Consider the following 19,641-nt stretch of genomic DNA (forward strand, 5'->3'; position numbering starts at 1 on the left):
GTTACACCACTTCTAGGGGCTTGACCAAGGGGACCCCGCCGGGACGATGGATCGGTAGTGGACTTCAGGGGCTGAACTCCCAGTCCGTGGCCTCTGGGTCGACGGTGACCGAGGCGCAGATGGCGGCCCTGTACGGCGAAGGCCTGCATCCGGATACCGATCAGATGATGGCCGACGGCCAAAGCCTGTCGGCCTGCAAGCTCGGCCGATCCTTCCCCATCTACACCGGCGGCGTGGACGTTCTGGAAGCGATATCCGCCGCGGAAAAGACGTTCCTCGCTGTCGAAGGGCGGCGCCCCACCGCCGATGAACGAGGCCAGATCGCCGAGGGCGCCGCACGGCCGTATTACGCGGAGAAGTTCGGCTACGAGCACGCCTCCGGCAAGGACGTCATCGCGTGGGTCAACCGGGAGCGCGACCAGGTGCGCCAGGCGGTTGCAGGGTTCGATTTCACGTTCTCTCCGGTGAAAAGTGTCAGCGTCCTGTGGGCGCTGGCCGACGAGCAGACTGCCTCCCAAGTGGCCGCCCTGCATCACGAAGCCGTGGCCGAAGCACTGGCATGGGCCGAGGACAACGCGATCTACACGCGCGTCGGGACCGGCGGTATCAAGCAGGTCACAACCGGCGGGATCATCGCCTCGGAGTTCACCCATTTTGATACCCGGTGCGGGGACCCGGACCTGCACTCCCACGTCCTTGTGGCCAACAAGGTCCAAGGCCCTGACGGGCGGTGGCTGTCGCTGGACTCTCGCGCGATCCATCAGATGCACCAAGCCATTTCCGCTCGGTATGACGCGATCCTGCACGACCTTCTGACCCGTCGCATGGGCGTGGAGTTCCAGGCCAACTACCCGCACCCGGACAAGGCACCCATATGGGAGATCGCTGGGATCGACCGCCGCCTGATCGACGCCTTCTCCTCCCGCCGGGCCCTGGCCAGGCCGGTCTATGACCGACTGGTGGCTGAGTACGTTGAGAAGAACAATCGGCAGCCTTCCCAGCGGGCGTCCTACGCCCTGTGGCAGAAGGCCATCCTCGACACCCGCGACGCCAGAAAGCCCGCCCAATCACTGACCGAACACCGCGCCACCTGGCGGGAGATGGCCGAAAAAGTCGTCGGCACGCACGCAGTGGACAGCGTGGTTGGCGAGGTCACCGGGCAGGGTCAGAGCCAGCTGTCGCGGGAGCTGTTCGACGCCCAGGTCCACGCCCGACAGGTGGCCGAGCAGGCGGTTGACGCGGTGACAGCTCGGCGAGCGCAGTTTCGCCGTTCCCACGTCGAGACCGCCGTTTCCACCGTGCTCAAGGGCTACCGATTCGAGGGCCCCGAGGCGCTGGACCAGGCGCACGAACAGGTCATGGCCACCGCCATGGGAGAGCTCGTGGTGCAGCTGACCCCGCCGGAGAGTCTGGACCTTCCGGGTGCGTTGACCGGGCCGGACGGGGCCGGCATTGACCGGCACGCAAACGCCGAGAAATACACCACCCAGGCAGTCCTCGACGCCGAGACCGCCACCCTGGAGGCGGCCCACTCGCCGGTCGCGGTGATCGCTACCCGCGCCGATCTCGACCGCGCACTGAAGACGCACGAGGACGCCGAAGGATGGTCCCTCAACGCCGGACAAACTGCCCTCGCGGCGCATCTCATCGGTGCCGGAACACTGCTCGCCGCAGGCGTGGGACCGGCTGGGACCGGCAAGACCGCATCCATGAAGGTCGTCGCCCGAACCTGGCGCGACACCGGCCGATCGGTCATCGGTCTGGCACCCTCCGCAGCAGCAGCGGCCGTCCTCGCAGGCGACATCGGCACCGACTGTCACACCATCGACTCACTGACCTTCACCTGGATGGGCAAGCACCCCACCCTACCCGGAAAGACCCTCGACGCACTGCCGGTCACGATCAAACCTGGGGACATGCTTCTCGTGGACGAAGCCGGCATGGCCAGCACCGAGAACCTCGCAGCACTGACCGAAATCGCCGCCGAATCCGGGGCCATCCTCCGCCTGATCGGCGACCCCAAACAGCTCGCGGCAGTCGAGACCGGCGGTCTGTTCGCCGACCTGACCCGCACCCCAGGCACGCCTCAGTTGCGCGAGGTCATGCGCATGGGCTCAGACACCGAACAAGCCGACGCGACCCTGGGCCTGCGCGAAGGCGATCCCGGCGCACTGGCTCTCTACAACGAGCGCGGATGGATCACCGGCGGGCACCGCGAGCAGATGCTCACCGACGCCGCCGAGGCGTTCCTCGCCGACACCAAGGCGGGCCGCCAGGCACTGATCATCGCCTCGACCAACACCGATGTCGACACCCTCAACGAGGTCATCCGAGCCGACCGGATCGCCCACGGCCTCGTCGACGACGCACACACCACCAGGGTCGCTCGCGGCGACACCGTTGGTGTCGGCGACACCGTCATCGCCCGAACCAACTCCACGCTCTACACCGAGAACCGCACCTACCTCGGACGGGTCATCAACGGCCAACTATTCACCGTCACCGGCATCACCGATGATGGCTCACTGGCAGTACGCGACTCCTCCACCGGCCAAGACATGCTCATCCCCGCCAGCTACGCCGACAAGAGCATCCACCTCGGCTACGCCGCCACCATCCACCGCGCCCAGGGCGCCACCGTCGATACCGTCCACGCCGTCATCGACGCTGGCGTGGACCGTGCCGGCCTGTATGTCGCCATGACCCGCGGCAGACGAGAAAACCACGCCTACGCCGTATGCGAACCCACCCTCGACACGGGCGCCGAAGACGCACACATGCACTCCGCCGGCGACCACCACGCCCCCACACCCGAGCAGGTGCTCACCGGGGTGCTGGCCCGCGACACCCACCAGGCCTCGGCCACCGAAACCCTGCGCCAGGAATACGCGGCCGCCACCAGCGACGAACGGCTCGCCCAGCTCTACCGCCACGGCGTGGACCTCGCCGCCCGCGATTTTACCGCCGCCACCCTCCCGGCCTACATCGACGCACTCCCCCGTGCCTACGCCCACCAGCTCGAGGCAGACCCCGACCAATACCAGGCCCTGGAAGGCGCGTGGACCGACGCAGCCATCCGAGGCCTCGACCCCCGCGAGGAATGGGACAACGCCACCGACACCCTCGACACTGCCAACAAGCCAGGCACCGTCATCGCCCACCGGATACGCCACGCGACCGGTGAGACCACCGACACCAACACCCTGCCCACTCCCCCACCCGCGGCCCCGGGATGCGACACCGAACTGACCACCTGGCTTGCAGAGACCCACCGCGCCCTCACCGCCGACCCTGTGGCCACGGCGGTAGCCCGTGCAGCGTCCTTCACTGCCGAGGACTTTGTCGCCTCCTACCTCGAATCCCGAGCCGCAGAACACGAACCCGGCCCGGACACCCATCCCACGACGAGCTCGCCATGGGGGCCATCACCCGACTCCTCCCCCGACCTGTGGTGACTCGCCCCTGCTCGTTTGGCGCCAGTGGTCAGGCTGCGGTGCGAGCCCACTGGTGCGGGGCGAGCAGCATGTCGGGGGCGGGCAGTGCCGCGCGGGCTGCGGCGACCAGCTCCCACCAACTGTCGGGATCGGCCTCGCGATGAAGATCTTGGGCAGCCATCGCCGCGCCCCAGGTGGTGGCCGACACTGGCGGGCCGGTCGAGGTAGCGCCGTAGGCCAGCGCAATGTCGGTCGGGTGGATCTGCTCAGCCTCATCAGGGTCGGGGAATTCGCCCCACTCCCCCAACGCGTCGGAGCGCTGCGGCTGGTGCCGGGTGGTGAACCACCACACGAACACCGCCGAATGCAGCCGGTACAGGCGCACCCGATCGGCGTGCGCACCATCGACACCAGCAGCAACGGCCGCTCGCGCTAACCGCGACCGACCCCGGTACACGCGGCCATCAGCGGTGCACAGACCCAGAGAGTGCAGTGCGCGCAGTTTGCTGCGCACCGTCGCCGGGCAGATCCCGAGCCTGGTCGCCAGCTCACGCACCGATAGGCGGCCAGCGGACAGGTGCGTCCACACACGCATGCCCAACACCCCGAGAGCACGGGCATGCCAGATGTCCTCTCGGGCGCATTCGAGCTCAGCGTCAAGCTGGCTCTGCATCTCCGGGGTAAATACTGCGCCACTTCTTTGCTCCCCGCCCCCGGGTCTTACGATCTGCCACACTGCCGCCCAGGGGCCGGCTGCTCGCTGCACGCGGGCGACCCACCCCTGCTGGACAAGCGCTTTCAGCCGGTCGGCGACGGTGTCTCTGGTCAGACCTGCGGCCAGGGCCCAGTCGCGCTCGGACAGGTGCACCTCCGCTGTCGCGGCTGCGACGGTGCGGGCTGCCAGTGCCAGGAGCACGAGGCGGTCTTGGGCTCCGGTCTTGCCGGACCACCGGTGGGGTTGGGAGTCCATGCGGGTGAGCAGGTCGGCGACAGTGGTCTCGGCAGCGCGGCGGGCGGGCGAGGGTCCTGCAGTGCTGGACTGGGTGTAGCTGGCTGCGGTGACGGCTTTGGCCCACTGGCGGGCCAACTCGGCGGTCGCGTCTAACCGGGGGGTGCGCTCCCCTGCGTTGGTGCGGTGGGTGCGGACGAACTCCAACCCGGGCCAACGGTCAGTTAAGGCAGCCTCGTGCAGGTCGCGATACTGCATCCGGGCGTGGGCGCAGGCCAGCAGGACCGACCACCCCACCGCGGAGGCATCCGTGCGGTCGGTGATCGGGGCGCGGGCAAGGGCACGAATCTGTGGGTTCAGGGGGCGTCTGGGCCCGGCCAGGTACGGATGGCCTTGCACATCGACGTGCACAGGAACCGGGGCGATCCCAGCACCGGCGGCGGAGGCGCCCTTGCTCTGAGGGGGTTGTGTCAGCTGCGTGAGAACTGTGCGCAAGGCCCGCAGGGACACCGGCCGGATATGCGGATCTGTCAGGGGCATCGATGTGCCGCCGGCGCGGTGGGGCGAGCCCGGGGCGCGGACACAACCCGTGCGCGAGTTAGCCAGCGGGCCCCGATCCAGCGAGGGCCACGCGGCGCTGAAAGCGTCGAGGATCGGTGCCAGCCGCTGCGCGGAGACGGCGGTGCTCAGCCGGATCCATACGTGGTATCCCCCACCAGGTCCTGACGAGCACACCAGGTGCTCGATGCCCGCGGCAGTCAAGGCAGCTGTGCACGCTGCGAGGTCTTTGTCTGCCGTTGAGCCGGCATGGTGGGCGTCAAAATCGAGCGCGAGGAGCCGAAACTTGCCCGATTCATCGGTCAAGTGCAGGGCGAAAGGCGTCCCCTCCCCCGGCGCGCCGTCGGTGAGACGCCTGGTGGCGGCGAAGGTATGCGCCTTGTGCGAGTCGACACGCACATACGGGCGCGGACTCCACGCGCACACCACAGAGTCCCACCACCAGGTGGAATCTCGGGTTGTGAGGTTATCGCGGTCAGAGCGAGACACGCCGATCAGATCGACTGGACCATCCGATGGGTATGACTTACTCTGAGAGGTGCCTGGAAGCACAGCTCTCCTAATTGGTGAGCAACACCGAGTTTGAGCGGTAACTCGAACTCTTGACTTTCGATCCCGGTCCACCTGCCAGTGGGCCGGGATCAGTCATTTCAGGGTTGCGGGGTGTTCAACTGTTGGCCGGGCGCGGGCCGGCCACCGCTTCACGCTGAAATTGCCTCCTCATCTGCAGGTGGAACTACGGCCTCGGGCAGGCCAAGATTGATGGCGGCGAGGTCAGACAAGTATTGAGACATCGAGACGCCTCTAGACCTGGCTTCCACCCGAAGTGCCTCGTACACCTCAGGGGCCATACGGACGGGCACGCGCATGCGCTCGCCGAATGACGGTCGCCCGGGGCCCCGCTGCTTCGTCGCCATGGGAGGAAAACTCCCACACTTGGCGCCACAAATCCTATCGACACGCCTAGGTGAGGTGGAGTTTTTGGCGCCGCCTACGGCTCTGTAGGCGGTCATCGGCTGCGGCACATCCACGGCGGTATATACCGCAAAACCGACACCGGTACACACCGCAACACCAGTACCCGTCTGACGGTGATTACTGATGTACCGCTATCTTTCCAAAGGTATTTCGGGATGTCCGGCGTGGCTGGCGCGCTCCTGTGCTGCAGTTTTGGTATCAAGGTGATGACCAAAATAGGTACAGCGGTATCGCGGTATAGAAAGATTGAGGTGTAGCGGGTTTTGAAGATTGCGGTAGTTAACACCAAGGGTGGCGTCGGTAAGACGACCACTGCCATCTACCTAGCGACGGTCGCGAGCGCGCAGGGCAAGTCGACTGAGTTGCTAGACGCGGACCCTCAGGGGTCGGCCACTAGTTGGGCTGAGATTGCGACGGAGGGGAGTGCGCCTTTGCCGTTTCAAGTCTCGCCCGCGAACAAGATCACGCTTTCGCGCGCATCTAGTAGCGACATCACAGTGATCGACACGCCTCCGGGTGCTGCTGACATCATTCAGGCCGCGATCGATGCGGCTGATGTTGTCGTGGTCCCCACTGCGCCGTCTGGGTTGGACCTCCAGCGCGTCTGGCCGACGTTGGAGGCTGCTGCACATAAGCCAGCTGGCGTCCTTCTCACGAGCGTTGAGCTCGGCACTAAGCTGCTCGAGCTCACAAAGGAGGCCCTTGAATCGGAAGGGGTGTTCGTATTCGAGAATGTGATTGGGAAGCGACAGGCGATACGCCAGTCATTCGGCACATGTCCAACAAGCTTCTTCGGCTATCGAGACCTGATGGACGAGATCGTTGAGGTGACTAAATGAGTGGCAAATCGGAACCGGTGAGCCGTAGTTTGCGACCACGGGCCGCAGCTCCCATCCGGCCGGTCTCGGAAACGTTCTCTGCTTCTGAAGCCGCACGTCCGGCCGGTCCTCGGCGTACGAAGACATCTCTAGCGCTTGATGTTGAGGTGTACCGGAGAGCCAAGATCGCGGCCATCCAACAAGGGGAGACCGTGTCTGAGTTTATCGAGGCAGCTATTCGAAACGCACTTCCTGAGTAGTTTCGCCAGAGGTGAAAACCGTCGTCGGTAGAAACGGATCGAGGTATATACCGCTGACGGTATCGGCCACCGAAGAAGTCGTGATTCTCAGGCTGGTAGGCAAGTCCGGTGCGAGCATCGAGCACGGGCGCCTAGCCGCGTGACGAGCCTGTTAGGGACGTGCTTCGGATAGCAGGGTTCTGATGATCGGGTAGCGCGAGTATGAGCATCGGATAGCGGTGCCGGTCCTCGTGTGCTCGTGTCGGTTCTACGCGTGGCAACCAGGCTGCGCGTGGATCCGAACAGGAGGCACGGGTGACTGATTACCGATTGGTGATGTCGCTACTGCTGCAGGACAGGTCCTACCGGGACATCGAGGCGATCGCGGGTTGCTCGCATCGCACGGTCGCGAAGGCGAAGAAGGTCTGCCACGAGCACGGGTTGACCGCCACGAGCCAGGTCGAGGCGCTCAGCGTCGAGGAGATCGACGTCTTGTTCGCCGATGGGCGCAAGACGCCGTCGAAGGAGTTCGTCGCCTTCGACGTGGCGGCTGCCGTGAAGAAGCGCACGGGCAAGAAGAAGCTGCCGCTGCGGGTGCTGTGGGCCAACTACCTCGACACTGACGGCACGCCGGGGCAGCGGCACTACAGCTACCAGCGGTTCTGCCAGATCATCGGCGAGTACGTCGAGGTCAACGAGCTGACGATGCGGATCACGCACGTGCCCGGGCACACGATGCAAGTCGACTGGGCGGGCACGAAGATGGCCATCTTCGATCCCGTCACCGGCACCAAGACCACAGTGTCGGTGTTCGTGGCGTCGCTGCCGTACTCGGGGATGGTCTTCGCCTGCGGCTGTCTGGACGAGAAGATGCCGAACTGGCTCGACGCGCACTTGCGGGCGTTCGAGTACTTCGGCGGCGCGGCGCAGGTGATCGTCCCGGATAACGCCTCGACGGCGTCGAACCAGATCGCCCGCGGTGACCGGGCCCGCGAGGTCAACCGTGAGTACCGTGACTTCCTCGAGTATCACCAGACCGCTGCCGTGCCCACTCGGCCGGTGCGCCCGACAGACAAGGGGAACGTCGAGGCCGGGGTGAAGGTGGTGACGAACTGGGTGATTGGACGCCTGGCCGATCGGCGCTTCGCGAGCCTGGACGATGCGAACGACGCGATCGCCGCCGAGGTGGAGGCGATCAACGACCGGACCCCGTTCCGCGGCCAGAAGACCAGCCGCCGGGAGCTGTTCACCGAGCACGAGCAGTCGGAACTGTTCGACCTTCCCGAGGCCCGCTGGCAGCCAGTCATCTGGAAGAAGTCCAAGGTCAACAGGGATTACCACGTGGAGATCGCCACGGTGAAGTACTCGGTGCCCTACACCTTCGCTGGCCAGCACGTCGATGTGAAGATCACCGGCCCCACACTCACGGTCATGGCTGGCGGGGAGGTCATCGCCTCCCACGCCGTCTCCGGTAGGCGACATTCCTTCGTGACCGACCCTGACCATGTTCCCGCGCAGCATCTGCAGACCTCGGACCTATGGTCGCGGGCGTACTTCGTGCGCCAGGCCCACAAGATCGGACCGCACACCGTCGCCGCGATCAGCGAGGTCCTCGATCGCCAGCGGATCGAGGCTCAGGGCTATCGCTCGTGCCAGAACATCCTCGCCCTGGCCCGCGGGGACAACAAGATGCTGCTCGAGCGGGCCTGTGGCCAACTCGTCTCCGAGACCTCCCGCCGGGCGATCAGCTACACCGCCGTCAAGCAGCAGCTGGCGGCCCTGAGGACCCAGGCCGCCGCCCGGCCCACCACCACGCAGCCGGCGGTGGCGGCTACGACGGACCGGCTGGAGCCGCCACCGGGTCGGCGAGATACCACCGGGGCGCATCTGGCCGGGCCCGAGCAGTTCAGCCTCGCCGCCCTCACAGGAGGCCCGAGCCCGAGCAGCGGCACCGCGGGGCAGGAGGAGCTGCAGTGACTGATCGTCATCTCACCGACGCCGACATGCCACTGTTCACCCAGTTGCGGATGACCGCGTTCGGCCAGACCGTCATCGACTTGGCCAACGATCCCGCCTGCGACGAGTGGACCTTCTCGGAGAAGATCTTCCACGCCCTGGACAAAGAGATCACGGCCAGGCAGGAACGCCGGACCCAGAAACTACTCAAGGCCTCCAGATCGCCAAACCCTGACGCCTGCGTAGAAGAGATCCGCTACCTGCCTGACCGCAACGTCAACCGCGAGCTAATCGCACGACTTTCCAGCTGTCAATGGATCGACGCCACTCGTAATCTCGTCGTGCTCGGCCAGTCCAGCGTGGGCAAGACCTACCTCGCCCAGGCACTGCTCAATGCCGCGTGCCGAAAGTACTACACCGCGAGGTTCTTCCGACTCGACGACCTGGCCAACCGGCTCGCCGTTCTGGAGCCGACCTCGCAGCGCAGGCTGGACTTCCTCACCGACCTGCACAACTGCGACCTGCTGGTTCTCGATGACTTCCTGACCACGCCGGTGGCTCCGCACACAGCGGCGGAGCTGCTCAACATCCTTGCCGCTCGGGAAGGCCGGGGCTCGACTCTGGTGACCTCGCAGTTCGATCCGCCCGATTGGTACAAGTCGCTCCAAGACGCGGTCATCGCCGAATCGATCCTCAACCGGATCGTCGCCGGCGCCGAGATCATCGCCCTCGACGGCCCGAACATGAGACGACACCTCGCCACGGCAACGCCATAGCGGCCCAGCGGTCGGACGGGCAGATGCCGCTATCCGATGCCCGTCCGACCGCTACCCGATCATCAGAACCGCGCTTTCCGAAGGGCGTCCCAAACACCCCGGTACCTCCGAGGTGTCCTGCTCCCCGTAGCCGGCCTTCGGTCGCGCGAAAGCAGTTCGGAAGGCGGTGATCCCCGCGACGGCGACGACCGCCGGGCGCAGCTCCCCGGCGAGCGTGGCCACGCGCACCGCACCCGCACGCAGCTCCTCACTGGTGAGCTCGTCGGCTCGGGCGGTCGCGCGGCCGACGAGGTTCGTCATCCCGATGCCCCGCGAGAGCAACTGCTGTTCGTCGGCGGCCGAGAACCCGGTGGCGGCATCGATGACGTGGTCGGTCAACCCCGCCCGGTGCAGTGACGGCCAGAACCGGTTCCCGGGTCTCGCGAACGGCGCGTTGACGGCCGCCGTCCACAAGCCCGGGTTCACCCCGACGATGAGCAACCGCAGGCTCTCGGCGTCAGTGGGCAGGACATCGTCGACCCCGTGCGGATCCTCAGTGGCGAACCGGGCGAGCTCGTCGCGCTTCGGGCGGCGCCCGCCCGACGGAGAGGGACGCCGCGGGATGCCGGTCACGACGATCTCAGCCATGGTGCGAGGTTAGCGCGGCACCTGACCGGGCGGGCGCGACGCATAGAGGACACACTCAGGCCTCTTCACCTGACAGGCTGGGACCATGAGCCCGACGGACAGCCCTGACGCACCGTTGATCGTGGCGAACGTCGACCGGTGGCGCGAGTGGCTGATCACGAACGGCGAGAGCTGCGACGGGACCTGGCTGATGCTCGCCAAGAAGGGGGTCACCTCCCCCACCTCGCTCTCCTATCAGGAGGCGCTCGAGGAGGCGCTGTGCAGCGGGTGGATCGACGGGCAGCGCAGGTCGCACGACGAGAAGACGTTCGTGCAACGGTTCACCCCCCGCCGCGCGCGTTCCATCTGGTCACTGCGGAACGTCGAGATCGTCACCCGCCTCGCCGAGGATCGGAGGCTGCGCCCGCGGGGCGTCGCCGAGATCGAGCGGGCGAGGTCCGACGGCCGCTGGGACCGCGCCTACGCCGGCTCCGCGTCAGCACAGCTCCCCGAGGCCCTCGTGACCGCGCTCGAGGCGACGCCGGCCGCAGGGGCCGCCTTCGCCCGACTCACCCGCGCCGAGCGCTACAGCGCGATCCACCCACTCCTGATCGCCCGGGACGACGCCACTCTCGAGCGACAGGTCGGACGGCTGATCTCGCGGCTCACGTCACCGCGATCAGGTCCCCCACGCGACATGATGTGACGACGACGAGGGCGGCAGTCGCCACGGCGAGACGCCCCGCGCACGGGACGCGATCCCTCTCCGCAGGGATCTGGGAGGATCTCCACTCCCAGTGTTCGGGGCCGGCCGACGGTTGCAGCCGATGACGCTCGAGCTCTCGCTAGCCGATCATGTAGGCGAAACCCCGGCCCGATTTCTCTAGTGCGCGGAGGAAACGTCTCGCCCGGCCCAGGTGGAACTTCACGTACTGCGCTTCCGATTCCACTTCTCCGACCGAGTCGCTGTTGTGGCGGGTGAACCAGGGGACAAAGTCCGCGCGGGTGATCGCGTCCAGATCGTCGGCTATCAGGGCGACGTCTCCGGGCGGGATCGCTCTCACCCACGGCAGCCACGCCTCCCAGCCGTCTAGAGGTGTCACCTCTCCTTCGAACATCCGGTATGCCGGCCTGGGCTCTTCGGCTGGGTCGGACGGCTCCGACATCCTCTGGAGATTTCTCCACGCCTTGTCGAGGTAGAGCATGTCTTCCTCCGCAGGCCCCTGCTGAAAGTCGGTCGTACCCATGGTGAAGCCGTGGGGCAGACCGACGGCGTCCGCGAACGGGTCCGGACTGATGTGAGCCCGTGGGTCGGAGAGCACCGCCTGCGTGATCTCGGCGTCGAAGGCGTATGCGTAATAGCGGATTCCCATGTGTCCAGCATCCAACCGCCACCAGGGATCCGGTAAGCCCTCCACATCGATCTGTGGACAACAATCGCGGATGATCTTCGCCTGTGAAAAACCTCCGAAGTATCTCGGCGACGGTGTAGAGGCATAGCGTCAGCCCGATTCACGGGGAGTCGAGCAGCCCGATCCCGTAGTCGGCGACAACGGCCCGCACCTCGGCGAGGTAGCGCTGCGCCTGCGCAGTGAGCGGGATCCCGGAATGGCTGATCCAGCCGATCTCGATGCTCTCGTCCACGTCGAGCGGGATGGCGACGATCTCCGGATCGAGGTCGTCGCTGATGATTCCGGTGGAGATCGTGTACCCGTCGAGACCGATCATGAGGTTGAAGATGGTCGCGCGGTCGGAGACCCTGATCTCTCTCTTACTCGACCGGGTGGAGAGGATCTCCTCGGCGAAGTAGAACGAATTGTTCGCGCCCTGGTCAAAAGTGAGCCTGGGCAGGTCCGCGAGATCGTCGAGGGTGACGCGTTCCCGGGATGCCAACGGGTTCTGCCTGGAGATGAAGATGTGCGGCAGCGCTGCGAAGAGTGGGTGGAAGACCAGGCCGGAATCGCGGAGAAGCTTGTCGATGACCTTCCGGTTGAAGTCGTTCCGGTAGAGCACACCCACCTCGCTGCGGAGGGTCCGGACATCCTCGATGATGTCCCAGGTTCGCGTCTCACGAAGCGAGAACTCGTACTGTTCCGCCTCGCCTGATCGCACCATCCGGATGAACGCCTCGACCACGAACGAGTAGTGCTGCGCCGACACCCCGAGCAGTCGGCGGGACGGCGGCTGACCGAGGTAGCGCTGCTCCAGTAGGGACATCTGCTCGACCACCTGCCTGGCGTAGCCGAGGAACTCCGCTCCCTCGTCGGTCAGCGTCACTCCTCGGGCGGATCGGACGAGGAGGGTGCGCCCCACTCTGTTCTCCAGGTCCTTCATGGAGGCGGACATGGTCGGCTGGGCGACATAGAGCAGCTCCGCAGCGCCGGTGATCGAGCCTTCCGCCGCGACCTCGATGAAGTAGTGCAGCTGCTGGAGGGTGATTCCCCTGGATTCTCGACGCATAGCTCAAGGCTATACAACTCCATATCAAATGGTAGTTACCCGATAACTGAACTGGGACTGCAGGATGGGGGCACAGACTTTCCGCCGAGCCGAGCCCGGCCGATCACGACCCGAACGGGACGCACATGTCGAACGAATTCACGTATCGCATCACCACCACCCGCTTCGACGAGAACTACTCACCGTCGGAGAACTCCCGAACCACCACGAACTTCGCGAACCTGGCCCGAGGCGAGCACCGTCAGCAGAACCTCCGCCGAACCCTGTCGATGATCAACCACCGGTTCAATGACCTCGCACGCCGGGACAATCCGACCGGGGACCGCTACTCCGTCGAGCTCGAGATCGTCTCCGCCGAGCTGCAGTTCCACTCGAAGGGCGCGGACCACCGGTTCCCCCTGCTCGAGGTACTGGACATACAGATCGTCGACCGGGACACCGGAGCCCGCATCCCCGGGATCGTCGGGAACAACTTCTCGTCCTACGTCCGCGATTTCGACTTCAGCGTTCGGCTGCCAGCGGTCAACGAGGGACGCTCCGAGTTCACCGTGCCCGGCGACTTCGGCGACCTGCACGGCAAGCTGTTCCAGCACTTCCTCGACTCCGAGGCCTACCGGGAGCGCTTCGAGGTGGATCCCGTGATCTGCATCAGTGTGTCCACGAGCCGGACCTACCGTCGGACCGGACACCACCATCCGACCCTCGGTGTCGAGTACCAGCAGGACGACTATTCGTTGACCGACGAGTACTTCCGCAAGATGGGGCTCCAGGTCCGGTATTTCCTGCCGCCCGGCGGAGTCGCCCCGCTCGCGTTCTACTTCCGAGGCGATCTGCTCAGCGACTACACCGACCTGCAGCTCATAGGCACGGTGAGCGTCATGGAGACCTTCCAGCGGATCTATCGGCCGGAGATCTACAACGCGACCTCCCCCGCCGCAGAGATCTACCGACCGACCCTGGAACAGAAGGACTACTCGCTCACCCCGATCATCTACGACCGTGTCGAGCGCAGTCAGCTCGCGAAGAAGCAGGGAAAGTACACGGAAGACCACCTTGTGGAGCCCCATCGCGAACTCCTCGAGCAGTGGGCCGCCCGCTACCCCGTCCTCGTCGGATGACCACCGGAGGAGAGTCGACCATGAACCAGATCCTGCCCACGTCCATCGTCGGCAGCCTGCCCAAGCCCTCGTGGCTCGCCCAGCCTGAAACCCTCTGGGCGCCCTGGAGGCTACAGGGCGATGAGTTGGTCGAGGGTAAGCAGGACGCGCTGCGCATTGCCGTGAAGGAACAGAGCGATCGCGGAATCGACATCGTCAGTGACGGCGAGCAGACCCGTCAGCACTTTGTGACGACGTTCATCGAGCATCTCGACGGGGTCGACGTCGAGCAGCGCGAGACGGTTCGGATCCGCGATCGTTACGAGGCGAGTGTGCCCACCGTGGTCGGTGACGTGAGCCGCTCCGAGCCGGTCTTCGTCGACGACGCGAAATTCCTACGACAGCAGACCGATCGGCCGATCAAGTGGGCGCTCCCCGGCCCCATGACGATGATCGACACGCTCTATGACGGCCACTACTCCAGTCGCGAGAAGTTGGCGTGGGAGTTCGCGACGATCCTCAACCAGGAGGCACGAGACCTGGAGGCTGCGGGGGTCGACATCATCCAGTTCGACGAGCCCGCGTTCAACGTCTACTCCGATGAAGTGAAGGACTGGGGCGTGGCGACGCTGGAAAGGGCGGCGGAGGGACTACGAGCGGAGACCGCGGTGCACATCTGCTACGGCTACGGGATCAAGACGAACACCGACTGGAAGGCCACCCTCGGTTCGGAATGGCGCCAGTACGAGGAGTCGTTCCCCCTCCTGCAGCAGTCCAGCATCGACATCATCTCCCTGGAGTGCCACAACTCCCGTGTCCCGATCGACCTCGTCGAACTGGTCCGCGGCAAGAAGGTCATGCTCGGGGCGATCGACGTGGCCAACGAGAAGGTCGAGACTCCGGAGGAGGTCGCCGCCACGCTCCGCAACGCCCTGCAGTTCGTCGACGAGGACAGACTCCTGCCGAGCACAAACTGCGGCATGGCGCCCTTATCCCGGGACATCGCACTGGCGAAGTTGAGCTCGCTCAGCGCGGGTGCTCGCATCGTTCGTGAGGAGCTATCGGCCGCCAAGGCCTGACCTATCGGTCTGAGAACGCCAGCGGCCCCGCCTGCCAAGGCAGACGGGGCCCTCGCTGAAGCGCCGAGGATCACACGTTGAAGCGGAACTCCACCACGTCGCCGTCGGCCATCACATAGTCCTTGCCCTCCATGCGCACCTTGCCGGCGGCCTTGGCGGCGGCCATCGAACCGGCGGCGTCGAGGTCGTCAAAGGAGACGATCTCGGCTTTGATGAAGCCCTTCTCGAAGTCGGTGTGGATCACGCCGGCGGCCTTGGGGGCGGTGTCGCCCTTGCGGATCGTCCAGGCACGCGACTCCTTGGGCCCGGCGGTGAGGTAGGTCTGTAGGCCCAGGGTGTGGAAACCGGCTCGGGCCAGCGCGTTCAGGCCCGGCTCGTCCTGACCGATCGACTCGAGCAACTCCATGGCGTCGGACTCGTCGAGCTCGCGGAGCTCGGACTCGACCTTGGCGTCGAGGAACACGCAGTCGGCGGGGGCCACGGCGGCGCGCAGCTCGGCCTGACGCTCCGCGTCGGTCAGCACGGCCTCGTCGGCGTTGAAGACGTAGAGGAACGGCTTGGCGGTCATCAGGTGCAGGTCTCGCAGCAGGGTGCGGTCGACCTCGTCCTGCGCCTTGAACAGGGTCCGGCCGTCCTCGAGCACGGCCTGCGCCTTGCGGATCTCCTCGAGCTGCGGAAGCAGGGACTTGTCCTTGCGGGACTCCTTCTCCAGGCGCGGAACGGCCTTCTCGAGGGTCTCCATGTCGGCCAGGATCAGCTCGGTGGCGATCACCTCGATGTCGGCCATCGGATCGACCCGGCCGTCCACGTGGATCACATCCGGGTCGTCGAACACCCGCACGACCTGGCAGATGGCCTCGGCCTCGCGGATGTTGGCGAGGAACTTGTTACCCATGCCCTCGCCGGTGCTGGCGCCCTTGACGATGCCGGCGATGTCCACGAACGACACGACCGCCGGCAGGATCCGCTCGGAGCCGAAGATCTCGGCCAGGCGGGCCAGGCGGGGATCCGGCAGGTCCACGACCCCGATGTTGGGCTCGATCGTGGCGAACGGATAGTTCGCGGCTAGCGCATCGTTGTTCGTCAGGGCGTTGAACAGGGTCGACTTACCGACGTTGGGCAGTCCGACGATTCCGAGGGTGAGGCTCACGAGGCCCGAGTCTACGTCCCGCCCTGCCCGTGCCCCCTGCCCGCCACCCCGGCCGGTCACAGGGAGCGCGCCCGCGTGACCTCTGACATCATGTGTGACATGAGTGACGAGCCGAAACCGCCTCCTCCAGTCGGGACAGACGAGGAGCACGTCGACCGGTCCGTCCTCATCGGTCTCGGCGGGCGATGGGTCACCGACTGGGCGCTGCGCCTGGCCATCCTGCTCATCGCGGGGTGGCTGCTGAGCCAGATCGGTGGCGCGCTGTGGGTGGGCATCCTGCCGATCCTGCTCGCGCTCATCGTGGCGACGGTCCTCTGGCCCCCCACGGGATGGATGACCCGTCACGGCGTCCCCAAGGCCCTCGCCGCACTCATCTCGCTCCTCGGGGCGCTCGGAGCGGTCGCGGGCGTTCTCGCACTGATCGCCCCGTCGATCATCGATCAGAGCGTCCAGCTGGCGGATCAGGCCTCGGAGGCGATCGTCGAGGTCCAGGACTGGCTCCGGGGTCCGCCACTGAACATCCGGGACGAGCAGCTCGACAGCGTGCTGGGCCAGCTCAGCTCGACTCTGCAGGACCGCGGTGACCAGATCGCCAACGGCGTGTTCACCGGCGTGACCGCGGTGGGGTCGCTCCTCATCACCTTCGTCCTGGTCCTGGTCCTCACGTTCTTCTTCATCAAGGACGGCCCGCGGTTCCTGCCGTTCGTGCGACGGATCGCCGGCCGCAATGCCGGCCGCCACCTCACGGAGGTCCTCACCCGCAGCTGGAACACCCTCGGCGGCTACATCCGGGCCCAGGCGATCGTCTCGTTCGTCGACGCCTTCTTCATCGGCCTCGCGCTGGTCCTCCTGGGTGTGCCGCTGGCGTGGGCGCTCGCGGTCATCACTTTCCTGGCCGGGTTCATCCCCATCGTCGGTGCGTTCACCGCCGGTGCGCTGGCGGTGCTCATCGCTCTGGTGGCCAACGGCCTGACCACCGCGATCATCGTGTTGGTCGTGATCATCGCGGTGCAGCAACTCGAGAGCAACATCCTCCAGCCGATCCTGCAGTCGAAGGCGATGAACCTGCATCCGGTGGTGATCCTGCTCGGGGTGGCCGCGGGCGGCACCCTGTTCGGCATCGTCGGGGCGTTCCTCGCGGTGCCGATCCTGGCGGTGGTCGCCGTGATGCTCCGCTACCTGGGCGAGCAGATCGATCTCCGGACCGGGGACGTCACCGCGTCGGACCTCGCGTCCGCCACCGACGAGGGACGTCTGACGGCCTGGCTCGGCGAGATGTCGAGCTCGCGGTTCGCGCCGCTGCGCAAGAGCAGCAACGCCATCATGGCGGGAATCAAGGACACCCGACCGGGACCGGTCCACGGGGCCCCGGACAGCGGGTCCGTCGGTGCGACCGGGCCGGGCGATTCGGTCGTGGGAACCCTCGAACTCGACGACGACGAGGTGGTCCCGCCGGATCCGGATGCCGACGATCCGTCCGCCGACCAGGCGAATCCTCCCACGGGGCCCGTCGACCCGAAGGCCGTGTACGGTAACCGACCCTCGCCCTCGGAGAGCAAGCCCAACGCGCTGCGGCGCTTCGGCAGATTCCTCGCTCGCCGACTCGAGAGTTAGAGTCTCATCCTGTGAGCACACGGAGGAGCGGACGGGTCCCGGCGGACGAGAGGTCCGTCGTCTCGACCGTTCGGGGCCTGCCGGCCTGGTCCGCGGTCCTGCTCGCGGTGGCCGTCACCCTCACCGGGGTGGCGATCGACTCGCTCTCCGGGGGCCTCGGCACCGGCTTCACCGTGGGCTACTTCCTCGGGTGTCTGATCGCGGTGCTGGCGGTGTCCCGCCGGGCGCTGTTCGTCGCCGGCATCCAACCGCCGCTCATCATGTCGGTGCTCGTCCCGATGGCCTCGGTGATCGCCGGAGCGGGACTGACCGCGGCGGCCTTCTCCCGTTCCCAGATGATCTCGTTGGTGCTGCCGCTGGCGACCAGGTTCCCGCTGATGCTCACGACCACCCTGGTCGTGGTGGCGATCGCCCTGATCAGGGCCTTCGTCCTCGAACCCCGCAGCCCGCGACCGGTGGCCGTCCGCCGCCAGCGGGCGGCCCCGGCGCACGCCCGCCGCTGAGGCTCCCGCGGATCCCGGGGCTCCCGGGGCTCCCGCGGATCAGACCTTCTTGGGAACCCGCAGCTCGCGGGGCAGCGAGAACGTGATGGTCTCCTGGGCGGTCCGCACCGAGGAGACGTCGTTGAAGCCGTGGTCGGCCAGCAGGTCCACCACACCTCGGACCAGCAACTCCGGCACCGAGGCGCCCGAGGTCACCCCCACCGTGGTGACGCCCTCGAACCAGGACGTGTCGATCTCCTTGGCGTAGTCCACCAGGTGCGCGTCGCGCGCACCGGCCTGCAGGGCCACCTCGACCAGGCGGACAGAGTTGGACGAGTTCTGGGAGCCCACCACGATCACCAGGTCGCACTGCGGCGCCATCGTCTTGACCGCGACCTGCCGGTTCTGGGTGGCGTAGCAGATGTCGTCCGACGGCGGATCGATCAGCGTCGGGTACTTCTCCTTGAGCCGCCGCACCGTCTCCATCGTCTCGTCCACGCTGAGCGTGGTCTGCGAGAGCCAGATCAGCTTCTCGGTGTCGACGGGGATGTCGAGGGCGTCGACGGACTCCGGGCCGTCGACCAGGGTCACCACATCGGGGGCCTCGCCCGCGGTCCCCTCGACCTCCTCGTGGCCCTCGTGGCCGACCAGGAGGATCAGGTACCCCTCCCGGGCGAAGCGCTTGACCTCGGTGTGAACCTTGGTCACGAGCGGGCAGGTGGCGTCGAAGGTGTTCAGCTCCAGCTGCAGGGCGCTCTCGCGGACGGCCGGCGAGACGCCGTGGGCGGAGAACACCAGGTTCGACCCGTGCGGGACCTCGTCGGTCTCGTCGACGAAGATCACGCCCTGGTCGGTGAAGGACTCCACGACGTGCTTGTTGTGGACGATCTCCTTGCGGACGTACAGCGGGGCACCATGCTTGGCCAGGGCCTTCTCGACCGTCTCGACTGCCCGGTCGACGCCGGCGCAATAGCCGCGCGGTTCCGCGAGGAGCACTCGCTTGGTTGCCGGTTCGGCGATCATGTCGGTCTGCTCGGTCATGTCACCAGGGTACGGTTCATACTGGATTCCGACCATCACGCCTCCCGGACGCCCCCCGGCAGAGAGGTTCCCATGCTCCGTCCGTTCTTCCTCACCCGTGTCTCCATCGGGGTCGCCGCCTCCGCGGTGGAGCTCGCCGTGGAGCTCCCCGGTCGCGCGCTCCAGGCGGCGGTCTCGCTGCCCGCGGTCCCCGTGAAGGTCGCCGGCAGCCTGGTGCAGTCGTACCTGCACGCCGGCCAGACCGTCGCCGGTCTCGCGGTCAAGGGCGATCGGGTGATCGCGACGGTGTTCCCCTCCCGGTCGGACAAGCCGGAGTGGGCGACCTTCGACGAGGACCTCGACGACGACGGGGCCGGGGGCGGGGCTGACACCGCCGTGGGCCCGGGCGGGGACCGCGGTCCCGG

The 19,641-nt window shown here is 66.5% G+C and carries 16 protein-coding genes; 10 read left to right on the top strand and 6 right to left on the bottom strand.

Annotated elements, in window-relative coordinates:
• Positions 1–20 precede the first annotated feature (20 nt).
• A complete protein-coding gene (gene mobF, locus G6017_RS02500) occupies positions 21–3,455 on the top strand; it encodes a MobF family relaxase (protein WP_241731340.1) in 3,435 nt (1,144 codons plus the stop codon).
• A gap of 28 nt (positions 3,456–3,483) precedes the next feature.
• On the opposite strand, the gene G6017_RS02505 is transcribed toward mobF, so the two are convergent.
• A complete protein-coding gene (locus G6017_RS02505; protein ID WP_007633957.1) occupies positions 3,484–5,340 on the bottom strand; it encodes a DeoR/GlpR family DNA-binding transcription regulator in 1,857 nt (618 codons plus the stop codon).
• 842 nt (positions 5,341–6,182) lie between these two features.
• Here G6017_RS02505 and G6017_RS02510 point away from each other — a divergent pair.
• The 3 genes from G6017_RS02510 to G6017_RS02520 all read left to right on the top strand — a co-directional run bounded on the left by G6017_RS02510 (position 6,183) and on the right by G6017_RS02520 (position 9,708).
• Positions 6,183–6,758 (top strand): nucleotide-binding protein, encoded by a 576-nt coding sequence (locus G6017_RS02510; protein WP_007633959.1) that lies wholly within the window; start codon positions 6,183–6,185, stop codon positions 6,756–6,758.
• Positions 6,759–7,291: 533 nt separating this feature from the next.
• Positions 7,292–8,953 (top strand): IS21 family transposase, encoded by a 1,662-nt coding sequence (gene istA / locus G6017_RS02515; RefSeq protein WP_231750410.1) that lies wholly within the window; start codon positions 7,292–7,294, stop codon positions 8,951–8,953.
• The gene (locus G6017_RS02520) at positions 8,950–9,708 is read left to right on the top strand and encodes an ATP-binding protein (RefSeq protein ID WP_007633699.1); all 759 of its coding nucleotides are present in this window, start codon (positions 8,950–8,952) and stop codon (positions 9,706–9,708) included. Before istA ends, G6017_RS02520 begins: the two co-directional genes overlap by 4 nt.
• 51 nt (positions 9,709–9,759) lie before the next feature.
• Here G6017_RS02520 and G6017_RS02525 read toward each other — a convergent pair whose 3' ends face one another.
• Positions 9,760–10,335 carry a mismatch-specific DNA-glycosylase gene (locus G6017_RS02525; RefSeq protein ID WP_182615779.1) on the bottom strand — a complete coding sequence of 192 codons (576 nt, stop codon included), beginning with the start codon at positions 10,333–10,335 and terminating at the stop codon, positions 9,760–9,762.
• Between the two features lie 85 nt (positions 10,336–10,420).
• Between G6017_RS02525 and G6017_RS02530 the strand changes: the two genes are divergently transcribed.
• A complete protein-coding gene (locus tag G6017_RS02530; protein ID WP_182615781.1) occupies positions 10,421–11,020 on the top strand; it encodes a YdeI/OmpD-associated family protein in 600 nt (199 codons plus the stop codon).
• A gap of 139 nt (positions 11,021–11,159) precedes the next feature.
• On the opposite strand, the gene G6017_RS02535 is transcribed toward G6017_RS02530, so the two are convergent.
• A complete protein-coding gene (locus tag G6017_RS02535; RefSeq protein ID WP_179525642.1) occupies positions 11,160–11,687 on the bottom strand; it encodes a DUF1877 domain-containing protein in 528 nt (175 codons plus the stop codon).
• Positions 11,688–11,826: 139 nt separating this feature from the next.
• Positions 11,827–12,774, bottom strand: coding sequence for a LysR family transcriptional regulator (locus G6017_RS02540; protein ID WP_182615783.1), 948 nt, complete (start codon positions 12,772–12,774; stop codon positions 11,827–11,829).
• A 125-nt stretch (positions 12,775–12,899) separates the two neighbouring features.
• On the opposite strand from G6017_RS02540, the gene G6017_RS02545 reads away from it, so the two are divergent.
• Both G6017_RS02545 and G6017_RS02550 read left to right on the top strand, forming a co-directional pair.
• Complete coding sequence (locus tag G6017_RS02545) at positions 12,900–13,892, top strand: putative oxygenase MesX (protein WP_182615785.1); 993 nt, start codon at positions 12,900–12,902, stop codon at positions 13,890–13,892.
• 20 nt (positions 13,893–13,912) lie between these two features.
• Positions 13,913–14,950, top strand: coding sequence for a methionine synthase (locus G6017_RS02550; RefSeq protein WP_182615793.1), 1,038 nt, complete (start codon positions 13,913–13,915; stop codon positions 14,948–14,950).
• 70 nt (positions 14,951–15,020) lie between these two features.
• On the opposite strand, the gene ychF is transcribed toward G6017_RS02550, so the two are convergent.
• Positions 15,021–16,100, bottom strand: a complete 1,080-nt coding sequence (gene ychF / locus G6017_RS02555) for a redox-regulated ATPase YchF (RefSeq protein WP_182615787.1) — start codon at positions 16,098–16,100, stop codon at positions 15,021–15,023.
• Between the two features lie 99 nt (positions 16,101–16,199).
• Between ychF and G6017_RS02560 the strand changes: the two genes are divergently transcribed.
• Both G6017_RS02560 and G6017_RS02565 read left to right on the top strand, forming a co-directional pair.
• The gene (locus G6017_RS02560; protein WP_182615789.1) at positions 16,200–17,714 is read left to right on the top strand and encodes an AI-2E family transporter; all 1,515 of its coding nucleotides are present in this window, start codon (positions 16,200–16,202) and stop codon (positions 17,712–17,714) included.
• Between the two features lie 11 nt (positions 17,715–17,725).
• Positions 17,726–18,217 (top strand): DUF6542 domain-containing protein, encoded by a 492-nt coding sequence (locus G6017_RS02565; protein WP_179525648.1) that lies wholly within the window; start codon positions 17,726–17,728, stop codon positions 18,215–18,217.
• A 39-nt stretch (positions 18,218–18,256) separates the two neighbouring features.
• Here the strand turns inward: G6017_RS02565 and G6017_RS02570 are convergent, their stop codons facing one another.
• The gene (locus G6017_RS02570) at positions 18,257–19,237 is read right to left on the bottom strand and encodes a 4-hydroxy-3-methylbut-2-enyl diphosphate reductase (protein ID WP_179525649.1); all 981 of its coding nucleotides are present in this window, start codon (positions 19,235–19,237) and stop codon (positions 18,257–18,259) included.
• 72 nt (positions 19,238–19,309) lie between these two features.
• Here G6017_RS02570 and G6017_RS02575 point away from each other — a divergent pair.
• Positions 19,310–19,641 (top strand): hypothetical protein (locus G6017_RS02575; protein ID WP_182615791.1); only part of this gene is annotated, 332 nt, incomplete at its 3' end.

Origin of the sequence: Dietzia sp. B44, from assembly GCF_014145245.1 — a bacterium.
In the GTDB taxonomy this organism is placed as follows: Bacteria; Actinomycetota; Actinomycetes; order Mycobacteriales; family Mycobacteriaceae; genus Dietzia; species Dietzia natronolimnaea.